7 protein-coding genes are annotated in these 12,754 nt (G+C 45.8%); 1 reads left to right on the top strand and 6 read right to left on the bottom strand.

The features are described 5' to 3' along the window. Positions 1 to 25: 25 nt before the first annotated feature. A complete protein-coding gene (locus ACRD7P_RS13115; protein WP_430908083.1) occupies positions 26 to 1,264 on the top strand; it encodes a Pycsar system effector family protein in 1,239 nt (412 codons plus the stop codon). On the opposite strand, the gene ACRD7P_RS13110 is transcribed toward ACRD7P_RS13115, so the two are convergent. The 6 genes from ACRD7P_RS13110 to ACRD7P_RS13085 all read right to left on the bottom strand — a co-directional run bounded on the left by ACRD7P_RS13110 (position 1,257) and on the right by ACRD7P_RS13085 (position 12,508). Continuing rightward, on the bottom strand, positions 1,257 to 2,177 hold the full coding sequence (locus ACRD7P_RS13110; RefSeq protein ID WP_430908082.1) for a YihY/virulence factor BrkB family protein: 921 nt from the start codon (positions 2,175 to 2,177) through the stop codon (positions 1,257 to 1,259). The two genes, ACRD7P_RS13115 and ACRD7P_RS13110, sit on opposite strands and share 8 nt — an antisense overlap. Positions 2,178 to 2,228: 51 nt before the next feature. Next, entirely contained in the window at positions 2,229 to 4,550 is a 2,322-nt protein-coding gene (locus ACRD7P_RS13105) for a BamA/TamA family outer membrane protein (RefSeq protein WP_430908081.1), read from the bottom strand. Between the two features lie 12 nt (positions 4,551 to 4,562). Beyond that, on the bottom strand, positions 4,563 to 9,554 hold the full coding sequence (locus tag ACRD7P_RS13100; protein WP_430908080.1) for a translocation/assembly module TamB domain-containing protein: 4,992 nt from the start codon (positions 9,552 to 9,554) through the stop codon (positions 4,563 to 4,565). 313 nt (positions 9,555 to 9,867) lie between these two features. Further along, entirely contained in the window at positions 9,868 to 10,167 is a 300-nt protein-coding gene (hpf, locus tag ACRD7P_RS13095) for a ribosome hibernation-promoting factor, HPF/YfiA family (RefSeq protein WP_430908079.1), read from the bottom strand. 36 nt (positions 10,168 to 10,203) lie between these two features. Then, the gene (locus ACRD7P_RS13090) at positions 10,204 to 10,809 is read right to left on the bottom strand and encodes a nitroreductase family protein (protein WP_430908078.1); all 606 of its coding nucleotides are present in this window, start codon (positions 10,807 to 10,809) and stop codon (positions 10,204 to 10,206) included. A gap of 457 nt (positions 10,810 to 11,266) precedes the next feature. Beyond that, positions 11,267 to 12,508: an MFS transporter gene (locus tag ACRD7P_RS13085; RefSeq protein WP_430908077.1), complete on the bottom strand. Its 1,242-nt coding sequence runs from the start codon at positions 12,506 to 12,508 to the stop codon at positions 11,267 to 11,269. Between the last annotated feature and the right edge of the window lie 246 nt (positions 12,509 to 12,754).

Here is a 12,754-nt window from a genome sequence, read left to right as displayed (position 1 = left end):
CTATGGCACACAAAAAGAGATACAAATGAGCGATTCCATACGAGAAGAAGTAGCAGCAAAAGTAACGGATATCCTTACCGATCAACTCGGTCCGGAATACCTGTTCCACAATTTAAGGCATACCCAGCGGGTGGTACGTGCGGTAAATACCTTGTCCGAGGGCCAGGGGTGTTCCAAACGGGAACGGGAATTGCTCGAAACGGCCGCTTGGTTTCACGATACCGGTTATACCGTAAAAAGAAAGGGACACGAGGAAGAAAGTGCAAAAATTGCCAAAAACATTCTTACGGAAATGGGAGCGGAGCCCGATTTTATTTCCGCTGTGGTACAACTTATTATGGCAACGGAACGCAACTACCATCCCAAGACCCCCTTGGAGGCGATTATGAAGGATGCGGACACCAAACACCTTTCCGTAAAAAGTTATCGGGCCATATCGGAGACCCTAAGGGAAGAGTTGGAACGTACCGCAACACAGCATTTTTCGGTGACGCAATGGCGGAAGGAGAACATTCAACTCTTTCGGACCGGTCATCGGTACTACACCGACTACGCCATTGAAAACTGGCAGGCCGGGAAGGATAAAAACCTACGCCGTTTGTTAAAGGACGAGAAAAAGGAAAGACGGCTGATCAAAAAAGAGAAACTAAAGGCCAAATTTAAAAATGAGAGCCCGGACCGGGGGGTACAGACCTTGTACCGCACTACGCTTAGAAACCATATCAAATTGAGCGATATTGCCGATACCAAGTCCAACATCCTACTCTCGGTAAATGCCATAATCATTTCTTTGGCACTTTCCAATCTTATTCCAAAACTGGACAACCCCTCCAATGATTATCTGATCGTTCCCACGATCATCTTTATTATTTTCAGCATCATTTCCATGATCATGTCCATTTCGGCAACGCGGCCCAATGTCACCAGCGGAACGTTCACGCCACAAGATGTTGCGGAGAAAAAGGTGAACCTTCTTTTTTTCGGAAACTTTCATAAAATGGAGTTGAGCGCATATGAAGCCGCTATCGATACCATGCTAAAGGACAAGGACTATATCTATAAATCCCTGACCAAAGATTTGTATTATTTAGGAATTGTTTTGGAGCGGAAGTATCGGATATTGCGATGGACCTATACCATTTTCATGCTCGGCATGATCTTATCCGTTATCGCTTTTGCCATTTCCTTCAAATATTACGGTCCCGAACGCATACTGAACAGTGTATCGGCCCTTACCGAGCTGTCGTTAAAAACGCTTATTTAGAATTTGCACCGGTATCCTTTTCGGCAATAGCGCTCGGTACGATTTCGTGACCGAACCTTTGGGCAAAAACGAAGGTAAACCGTGCTCCAAAAAATAACAACAGACTGGAATAGGACACCCATAGAAGTACAAGTACTACCGTACCCGCAGCGCCATAGGTAGAGCCCGGTTCGGCCTGCCCGAAGTAAAGACTCAACAGAAATTTGCCCAGTACAAAAAGTACTGCTGTCAGGAACGCCCCGGCCCAAACCGATTTCCATTGTACCCGGGCATCCGGCAGGTATTTGAACATTAATGCGAAAAGCAGGGTAATCACACCAATGGAGATTACGATATCCAAGAAGTAGGCGATATATAGCACGCTTTCGGGCAGGTGTGACGATATGAATTCCGTAAGCAGGGTAAGCACGGCGGTAAGCATAAAACTGACCAACAATAAAAAAGCGATGACCAATATGAACACAAAGCTCTGTACCCGATCTAGTACAATTTTTTTCCATGGGGCATTAGGGCTTTCACGAATTTGCCAAATATTGTTCAGGGAGATTTTAAATTGATAAAAAACACCCGTTGCGCCATACAATACCACGGCGATACCGAGCAATGTGGCAATAGTACTCTTCTTTTGGTTTTGGGTCTCCCGTATCATTCCCTCTATGGCTATGGATGCATCCTGGCCCAATGCCATGGAGAACTCGTCGGTAAGTTTGCCCTGTACCACTTCCGTTCCCCATATCGCTCCCACGCTGTTCAATAAAATGACCAATAGTGCCGGTAAGGACAGCACCGCGTAATAGGCAACGATAGCACTTAATCGAAAAGGGTTGTCCGACATCCAGGCCTTATAGGTAGCCACCAATAACGAAGGCAGGTGTACGATTTTAAATTTCTGGGGGATTTTGTTTTCTTCCATAGTTTTTAATTTAGGAATCCGCTTTGGGAACTATCCTCGGGCCGTTTTTTATTAAAAGGGATAACCGATAGCAAAATTGAGTATAAGGTTATCGTCCCCGCCATCGAAAAAAGGAACCCTGGAGCGTTCCTTTTTTGGTAAGTACGGCACACGCCAGGGAGAGGCCAGGTCCAGGCGGATCACAAAACTTTGGATATCTACCCGAAACCCTAGGCCGACCCCGACACCAAGTTCCCCCGCCCAATCCGAACCAAACCTTCCGTTTTCGGACAGCCGTTGGTTAAAGTCCCTACTTTCTTGGGTTTCGTCCGCGTCTATTTCAGGGGTATAGGTCAACCAAACATTTCCGGCATCGGCAAATAGGGCGCCCTTTAGGTAGGACCATATGGGAAATCGGTATTCCACATTCGCTTCCAATTGCAAATTGCCCGATTGATCGAAAAAGGACCCATTACCTTCGTCGGTAGAACGAAACGTACCGGGCCCCAGGGCACGTATGGGAAATGCCCTTACACTGTAGGGCCCTCCCGAAAAAAATTGTTTTGTAAAGGGCAAGGTGTTCGAATTCCCTACCGGAATTCCCCAACCCGAATACAACCGGCCGATCAGGGTCTGGTTTCCGCCAAGCTTCCAGTAATAGCGTAGGTCTGCATCCAATTTCACATATTGCGCATATTCCAGGCCAAGTACCCGTTCCCGGCCACCGCTCAACGCTTGTAGCAGGTTGCCCGCGATATCCAAGTTAGCGCCGAGGAAAAAAGCTTTTTTCTTTTGGTCGTCGGCGAGTTCGTTATAGGTAAAACTATAATTGAGCCCTGCAATGAACTGTTGTTCAAAGCTGGCCCGTAAAAAGGCGTTTTCTTCTAAAATGGCATCAAATTCCTCGGTAGTATTGGCCAAATTGACATAGTTGATGCTGATCGGGTTCAATTCGTGATATACAAAGCGGTTGGCGTTCCAGGTGTACCCATAATTGGTGGTCAAAGAGGTAAGCGTGTACAACTGGGTACGGTTTAAAAAGTCGCCCCCAAGGGTTACCCTGGTCTTGGGAACGGCATACTTAAAACGGCTGGGGGAGAAGGGGACCAATCGGGGGATTACCAGTTCGGTCTGTAGCCCTCCTACAATACTGGTCAATCCGTTGCCCGTGCTTCCGGTCAATTGGGATTCATAGGCGAAGCTCCCGGTAATATTGAACGTTTCACCGCCATGGAACAGGTTGCGATTGCTAAAAGTGGCCGTGATTCCCGGACCTGTAAATCCGTTGGATTTGGTAGTGGCCTGCAGCGCTACCCGCAACGATCGTCGTGTGAGCGGTGAAAGAAAAATAGAAACATCCAAAAGTCCAAGGGAGTCTTGCGGTCCCGTGGTTTTTGCCGTTTCGAACTGTATGTTGGCATACTTATAGCTTCCGATGTCCGCCAAGCGATTGCTGGTACGTTTGGAACGTTCGGCATCGTAACGTTGTCCTTTTTCGAAAAGGATGTAGGGCGCAAGCCGCTTTGGTCGAAAAAAATCGTCGTCCTGAACGAATTCCATTCCTCCATAGGTGGTATGTTTAAGCGTTGCAGTGTCCTTTGTTACCTGATATTCCGGGTATACCGTAATCTTATTGATCACCTGTGGGACAAAAGCCTTGGGCGGACTTTCTCTTTTAAAACGAAGGAACAGATCGAACTGTTTGTTCTTGTAGCGGTTGGTATCGGCTTCAAAAATCAAAAAATCGGGATTAAAGTAATAATAGCCCTGCCGTTTTAGATAACCGTCTATTCGTTCCCGTTCGGCCTTGAGCGTGCCAATGTCAAAAACGGTCCCTTTTTCCAAAACGGTTTCCGAAAGTGACCGCTGTATGGCATCGTGCACCGGTAAACTATCGTTTTCCAGCCCATAGGTCGCCATACGATAGGGCGCCCTTACCGTGGCTTCATAGGCAATGGAAATGCCGTTATCGCTGCTATCGAGCTCTTTTAGTACATTGCTATAAAAGAAACCGCTGTTGTCCAATTTGTTCAGCAACAGTTCTTTTTGTCGGTTTTGGTTCACATCGCCGAGGTATACCGGTGGCTCACCAAATTTTTTGTCCAACCATTTCATAATTACGCCCGGTTTTTCTTTTTGTGCCTTGTAATGAAAATATAAGGGTAGCCGACCTCCCAAAAATGAGGTATTGGGTTCCGGGTATAACAAGGCCTGTAGTTTTTGCTGGATTTTTCCCGTTTTACCGATGCTGTCCGGACCGTTTACCGAAACGGATGCACCATTGTACAAAGCCTTTCCTTCCGGAACAAAGCGGGATACGCTACAGCTCTCAACACCGAGGGCCAGACCGATAAGGCCGATTGCAAAAACGATGATCCGGAATCTTGTTTCCATTTGTAATTACTATTAGTTGATTTTTTTGGTGCCGTTTTCCTCTTTGTTCTCATCGGGAATCGTTGCCGAAGGTTTGAACAGTTCACTAAATTCATTGAACTCTCTATTGAAAATTAGGGCCAGACCGGTAACGATAAGCTGCCCATCGATAACGTTCACATATTCGTTTTTTCGAAAACCTTTTAGGCGATAGCGTCCATTGGGCGTTAAAATGTATTCCAAGCTGACATTACCGATGATGGGGGTCTCTTCTTGGCCCGCTTGTGCACTTCCCTCCACATCCACGGCACTGCCGGCAGTTACGATCAAGCGATCGTTGAAGAGTTTCTTACTGGCATTGATATTCAATTGGGTCCGATCTTGTGCGGTTTCGCCGGAGTAGTCCGTAAAACTGTCCAAGTCGAAGTCAAGCTCAAAGCTACTGTTATCAAAAATCGCTTCGGAAAAGGCATTCAACTCTCCCGAGAGTACCTTGTTCACGTTGTTCCGTGCCAAACCAGCGGCTCCCCCGTTACTGCCATCGCTTACCGTATTCGGAAAAAAGCGGTTCAGCGCCAATAAGGAAAAAACCTGTTTGTTCAAGGCCGTTTCCTGTTCGTTCAACTGCTGGACCTTACCATATACCGCTCCGCCCAGATCATCCTTGGCGTTGTCGGGTACGCCGAGGGCGAAAGAAATTTTTGGTGTCATAAGCTCCCCGTCTACGTTCAAAGAAACCAGAAAGGGCATTACTTGTTGGTATTTTGAAGCTAAATTCGACGCAACACCGGAGGTTTCGGAGGCCATTAAAGGTGCAGCGGACGTTTCCAGCCGATAAATGGCGGTCACATCCAAAGTTGCGGACAAAGGGTCGCCTGACCATCTAATGTTACTTCCTTCCTGCAGATCGAATTTACGGCTAACCAGATTGTAAAGGCTGGTTCGGTAAAAGCCATCTTTCAACTCATATTTTCCGGCAAGTCCCATCATGCCATTGGGCGATACGGTCAAATTCAGATCGGCGTCGCCGGCCACTTGCAGCATGTCCCCGGTTTTTTCGTCGAGTACCAAAGTGAAGACGGCGTCATTGGCGATTTCCAATACCAAGTTCACATCTGCACCGAAAAAAAGTTCCGGATCAGCGGCCTCTTTTCGAGTGAGTATCGCTTCCGGATTTTCCTTGTTTACGAACAGTACGATACCATCGCGCTCCTCGACCGTCATTTGCTCCTCGGGAATGATGTAGGTAAGCTCGGTGATTTCCCTTACCCGTAACCTGCCTTGCACATTAGGCGCCGTTGCGTTGCCCGATAAGGTAACATTGGCATCAATGCTTCCGATACCGTAGTACGGCGCACCCTCCTGTTTTTCGGAGTTTATAAAACGAAAACGATCGGCGGTGACGTTGAGATCAAAATCGGGATTTCCCAAATTTTCCATTCCGATCGTTCCTCCAATAGTTAGCGCGCCCCTAGTGTCGTCAGCTATTAAAAAATCGTCCAAGACCAATTGGTTTTCCTTTAAAACAATGGACTCTTTTGGTATACTGAACGTCGTTTTTAAGGGAATACTTTTAAGGGATACCCCATTAAAGTCCAATTGTCCACCAAAATCGGGTTTGTTGAAGGTGCCAAGAAAACTGAATTTTCCGGAAAGAAACCCCTTGGGACTGTCCAATTGTGTGTCAAAAAAATCCGTAAGCAGAGCTGTTTTCAACTGTTTCAGTTCCATTGTAAGGTCATAAAATGGTTCCGTTCCATTGGAAACATAGGTGCCGAACAGGGCTACATTTAAATTTCCTTCCCCAATGGTTGCCGTTCCCTCATAGGTTTCTTGGTTCTTGCGGTTTACCTGAACGTCCAGATTGCCAAGTCGTTTTTCCGTTATCGCCAAATCACGCACCTGCATATCGGCGACCAGCTCCGAATCGGCTGCGGGTCGCTTCAAAACCAGCCTACCGGAGGCTTCACCCGAAAGCAGATTTGATTCCGGATTTAAGAAGCTTAAAAACGTTTGCAGGTCAAAATTTTCGGCAAGTACGGCTATATGCGGACCGTTGATGTCGTCCAGGGTATTGCTCAGCTGAAGCTGCTGCTCGCCCTTGGAAAAGGAAAACTTCTCAAAAAGCATATTTTCTGAAGTGAAAATAGCACGGTTAGACATCGGAATGTCCCATGGCGAACCCTGTAACAGCAGTGTTTTGGGTACAATGTGGATCGATACGGTGTCCTGCGCCCATTGCATTTCGGTACCTACATGCATCAACGGCGCTTCATCCTCGTCATATGCCATAAAGTCTATGGCCCATTTTTCATCGATAAGTTCCGCCTTCAGGTGTGTTTTTCTGATGTTTATAGGAGTATAATCCGCATTTGCCAGACCCGAATCCAATCGTAGGTTTTCGCCGTCCCCTTTAAGGCTAAAGTGCAGGCTGTCCAACACCGTACCGTTGTACACTAAGGTCGGTGCATGTAGCTGTGCATTGATCGTCCCGCTCTTGGTATTCAATCTAGCGTCCAATGTTATGGTATCGAGTTGTTCGATCCCTTTAAAAAAGACTTCGGTTAGTATCGGACGAGGGGCAATCTTTGCAGCTAGGTTAACTACGGTTGTGGTATCCCTGCTAACGCTATCCGATGGTCTTTCAAAGTAGGAGCGTAGCTGTTGTGTCAATGCCGTGTTCATATCGTCCGGTCCGCCATTTGCCTTAAAATCAAGATTTAAAAAAGTACTGCGTACCGAGGCTTCCGTTACTTTTTCCCCGACAAATCCCGTGGCATCGATACTTCCCATCTGATACTGTTCATCGTCCCTGACGGCAACGCCCTCCGTTAGTTCCGATGTAAAACGGAATGATCCCGGGGAAGCGTCCAGGCCAATGTTTAGTGAGCCCCCTATTTTAATACTGTTTTCGGTAACGCCCAAGTTGTTGAGGTCGGCACCGATAATGATAACGTTGGATACTACGGTATAGGCGTTTGGTGAAAGCGTTATCGCGTTGGTAGACGTGAAGTTGAGGTTTTTATCGCGATAAGCCGTTGACAGCGTTCCCGAACCCTCGTTCATGGCTCCGGTAATACTAAAATTTTTATAGGGGTAGCCATTAAAATCGAATCGGTCGATTACGGTATTCAAGGTTCCGGACATTTGGTGCAGTTCCTTTCCCCGGAGGTTGAAATTACCGGACAATGACATGCTGCCCAATTGGCCGTTGCTTAAAAGGGTTCCCAATTGCAGGCTGTCGATTGCCATATTCCCGCTAATAGAAGGGACGCTAGTATACTTCCCTTCTCCTTTAAAGGAGGCCCGCCCGAGCGAGGAAACCATTTCCATATCGGTTTTGATGGTCGTTACGGTACCTTTTGCGCTGCCGGATAGCTGTATATTTTGGGGTATTACGAGGGTGGAGTCCATGGCCAACGGAAGTTTTTCGAAATCCGTTCTTCCCGAAACTACCTCTATTCTATCCAAATCATAGCTAAGGGAATCCAAAACGGTGCTATTGCGAACGCTGCCTTCCAACGCCAAACTTGTAACGCTTCCCCAGGTGGTCGTGCTGTTTATATCTTTTATTTCGGACAGGGTGCCCTTTGCCGAAATACGCCCCTTGAACGGATGGGCCGTTAAGGCGGTAATCCGTTCATCTTTGGCCAAATCCGGTTGAAAGGGATACATATCGCGCAAATCGAATTCCCAAGAGGGAACGGTAAGCGAGAGCGCGGTCCGTTCTGGCATGGTCAATACGGAATTTACGGAAGTATAGGTGGCGGAAAGGGCTCCTTTAAGGCTACTCCTATTGGTTTGCAAGCGTATTTTGGATACTTCCAGTTCGGTATCGGTTACCGTACCGTCCAACATCAATTGCTTGAGCACAAAACCGTCCGGTGTGCGCAGTTGGGCGTTGGATATTTTCCATTTTAAGTTCCCCGGGCGGTAATGCAATAAGGGCGCATAAAAGTTAATATTGGAAAAGGCCAAACCATTGTTGTTCAAAGCGGGATCAATGGTATTGACCGTGTTGCGAAACCGATTGTTCTTCAGTTTTATATTTTGCAAACGAACATGGTATTCGGGCCACTCAAAGAACCTGGCCATAACTTCTTCGGTATTTTCCGTTGTTCCCGATAGGCTATCGTTTTTATAGTTTAGTAGGAGTAATTCCGACTTTTCCAACCGTAATTCGGCAATTTCGAATGTATTGGTGTTAAGGTCTATTTTGGGAATTTTGGTCAGGAAATCACCGACTTTTACCTCCGCGACAATACTGTCCGTTTGCGATCGGTAGGTCGCCGCAACATCTTGAAGTTGTATTTCTGAAAAACGCAACCGGGGTAGCGGTGTGTTCACGGAATCTTCCGTTGTTTCAGGAAAAGGCTTGGTCTGTTTTAACGAAAAATTAGAGTTTTTTAGTACGATCTTGTCCACATGGAATAAGGCTTGTGCTACATCGATTCGATCAAAATCGGTTTTCAGGGTTCCAATGGTATTCGTACTAAAAACACCCATAGGTTCATCTTGGAAAACCAAACGGATGTCCTCTAACGAAATCGTGCCCAATACAAAGGTATAGGGATCTTCAGTCGTTTCCGTTGTCGTAGCTGTCGAATCTGCGAACGCCTGTATAAGAAAATCGAAATTGTAGTCCGTTTGGTTTTCCGACCTCTTTATGTTGGCACGGACGCCTTCCCATTCCAATGATTCCAAGGCCACTTTTTTTTGAAATACGATTCCATAAAGCCCGAGATCGGCCTCCAAGCGTTGGGAGTGGAGGAGGGTATCGCCCTGTAAATCCCGTAATAAAAATCCCTCTAAGGCGATGTCCCCCGAGAAAGTGATGTACAGTCGCTCAATATCCACTGAAGCTCCGGTTTGCGCTTCCACATAGTCCACCAGTTTTTGTACCAGTAACTGTTGTCCCCATTCACTCCTGATGAAAAGTAACAGCGCCCCCAATAAAAGGAAAAGCATTGCAATAAACTTTGCAATGCGTTTTCTGGTGAAATATGTTTTTTTTCCTGCTGTCATGTCGGTAACGAAATTTCGTTAGGCCGCTTGGTAACCTAATGCGCGTCAAGGAAGCTGAGGTATTTCGGCACCATTTTCTTTCATAAGAGGTAAACTTTCCGCTGTAGGATTTCTTTCTTTGCCAAACGTTATTTCACTGCAATCTTAAAACCTATGAAACTATCGTTACGAAAATCGAAAAAAAGAAGAAAACGCCTTTACAACTTCTGGATAGTCGTCGCCTTGTTATTGATTTTGCTGACCGCTTTTTTTATAAATAGTTGAGCAGTGCTTGAATCATCTTGTTTCGGCTAAAGGTAACCTCTTTTTCTGTTCAATACGACTTCATTTTTTCTTTTTTCTTTCGCAATTGGTCTTCCAAATCGTTTATAGTTTCGGTAATTGCAGCAGAAAAGCTGTTGGCGTTCGTAGAGGCAAAAATCCGTGGCCCTGGAAGGCTTAAGCGAATGTCACATATTTGCTCCTCGCTATCGCTTCTATTTTCCGTCTTAAAAAAAACATCGGCCCGATGCACAAAATCGAATTTCAATTTCAAATGTTCCAATTTTTCGGTTGCCAAAGCTTCCAATCGTTCACTTGCACTTACATCATGATATTCAAAAATTACTTGCATAGTATCTTGTCTTATTAATTTTTAATTCCGTAACACTTATCCTTTCCATTCCTCTTTGAACGCAAAGGAAGCAATAGGTTTGCGTTGCCGCTCTAGCCGTTCCTGTTCCCTTAAGTCCTCGGAGAGCGAATCCACGTCGCCACCATAGTATCCGACGGCAATGGCAGTGGTAATATGGAAACCTTCCGGAACCGAAAATACCTCTTGGGCCTTTTCCCAATTCAAACCGGCCATGTGGTGCATGGCGATTCCCATATGTTCCGCCTGTACCCCCATGTTCCCCAGGCTTAGCCCTAAATCGTGCAACGCGTGAAAGTTTTTATCACCTTCTTCCGTATGTTCCTTGTATGCCGTGAGCAATAATACAGGGGCCGAACTGGCCCATTGCCTATTGAATTCACTCAAACAATCCAAAATGGATCGGTAGGCCTCCGTACCCTTTATCGCATAGATAAACCGCCATGGTTGTCGGTTAAAGGAGCTGGCGGACCAACGGGCAGCTTCGAAGAGCCGCAACAGTTCTTCCTCGGGTATTGGTGTATCGCTAAACGTTCTTGGGCTCCATCGCATCTGCAACAATGGAAAAATTTCGTGATCGGTGGTTGCTTTTTTCGTTAACTGTAAAGTATCCAATTCTGTCATTTCCGTATCGTTTTTAAGGTATTCGACTGTTGTTTTCGCTACATTAAAGAAGGAGGGTTTCCTCTCCCTTTGCTATGTCAAAATTCCCTTTGTTTTTGCAATAGTATTAACGGCATCCATCAAAACTTTGACGTAAACGCTTGGATGAAAATTTATAAAACAATCGGACTGTCGTTTCTTAGGAACAAGACACTGCTTTTATCCAATGGTGCTCGTGATATGGCAGATGCCGAAGTTAAAATAGTATAAGCCGTTTGTGAACTGCAATTGGCGTTTTGAGTGGAATTTCGAGTGCCTTGCATCATAGCGTTAGCGTTCCTAATCGCATAAAAAAAGCCTCGATCAACTTGATCGAGGCTATGGTATATTTTGCAATGTCCTTAAGGGCCTGAACACCGTTATGTAAAGTCGGTCGTTATCGTTTTCTTATTTTGGAAACGATTCCCGGTAATGCGTTCTAGGCGGTGGCCACTGCGGTTTTCTTTCTGTTTTTCATCCAAAACCATAGTATGGTGAACAGAATAATGAGTATTCCGGGAAACAAGGTCAATTTTTCCAAGGTATTCTGGCCCGAAACCAAGATAAGTTCGTCGCCCGTGAGTCCCGTAGCCGCTGCGGCTTCCCGGTCGCTATCGATCCACCCCCCGATGATGGGTTGTATGAGTCCGTTCATAAACATACCGATGGCCCCGATGATGGACATGCCCAAGGCGCCGCTCTTTGGTATTTTATCTGCAACAAAACCGATCATATTGGGCCAAAAATAAGCGATGCCCAGTGCAAAAAATATCGCTGCAACGTAGGACATGGCACCGGTTTGTGTACTAAAAAGATAAATACCCAAAGTGGCCAAAACGGCGGACCCCAAAAGGACCCCTACTTGATCGAATTTTTTCACCATATCGCCTCCGAAGTAACGTGCAATAGCCATTAGACCGGCGGTCAAAGCCAAAATCAGCATGGGTTGCGCGCCACTTTTCGATAGAATAAGGCCTACCCACTGGTTGGGACCGAATTCAGAAATTGCGGTCAAGGTCATACACATGGCAATAAAAAGGAACAAGGGCGTGACCATGGCCTTTAAATTTCCGGTTATCGTTGCGGCCTCCTGAACCTTCGCCTTTGGCCATTTTTGGCCAAAAAACAAAAAGGCGTAAATAAGGGTAGGAATGATAATGATACCAAGTTGCGTTTGCCATCCGATTTCCATGTTGGTCAGGAAATTGGAAATTAAACTCCCGATAACGATACCCCCTGGGAACCACATATGAAAACGGTTGAGCATCTTACTCATTTTAGTACCCTGGTAAGCATCCGCGATCATTGGATTACAGGCCGCTTCGGTACATCCGTTACCCAAACCGATGAGCAAATTGGCAATGAGCAGCCCCATATAGCTTCCAGAAAAAATTACCATTAAAATACCGATGGCATGGGCAAAAAAAGCAAACTGCATGATGATTTTTCCGCCTACTTTATGGTAGATCAATCCGCCGATGATCATGGAAACTGGAAAACCAAAAAACCACATGGAAGCGATCAATCCCGCCTGTTCGCCCGACAGGGCCAAGTCTGTTTTCAATTGATCTAGAATCCCCGCGGCGATACTAAATGAAAATGCGGTGGTAATAAGTGCAAAACAGCTACCATAAAATAGCCTGTTCGCGTTTACGGAAGGTTGTGATACTGAATTTTCCATGTTTGAAGGTTTGTTTGTTTATCAGTTGTTGTGTTGTTTCAATATGCTAAAAGTCCGAAGGGAGACCTGACTTTTTCGGGGCAAAAGATAGTTTAAAATTATTTTATCGCTAACAAAAATGGCCCTATTTTACCATTTTAACGCAATACTGGCCGAATGATCGTGAAAATAGGAAAGATGATTATACACTTGCGTAAACAATAGTGACTTTCGCGACCCATTGATTTTTCTATGTTTTCAATGATT

Source organism: Maribacter sp. 2-571 (genome assembly GCF_050589625.1).
Lineage (GTDB): Bacteria > Bacteroidota > Bacteroidia > Flavobacteriales > Flavobacteriaceae > Pelagihabitans.
The sequence above is the reverse complement of the archived record's forward strand: the minus strand, read 5'-3'. Positions and strand labels throughout refer to the sequence as shown.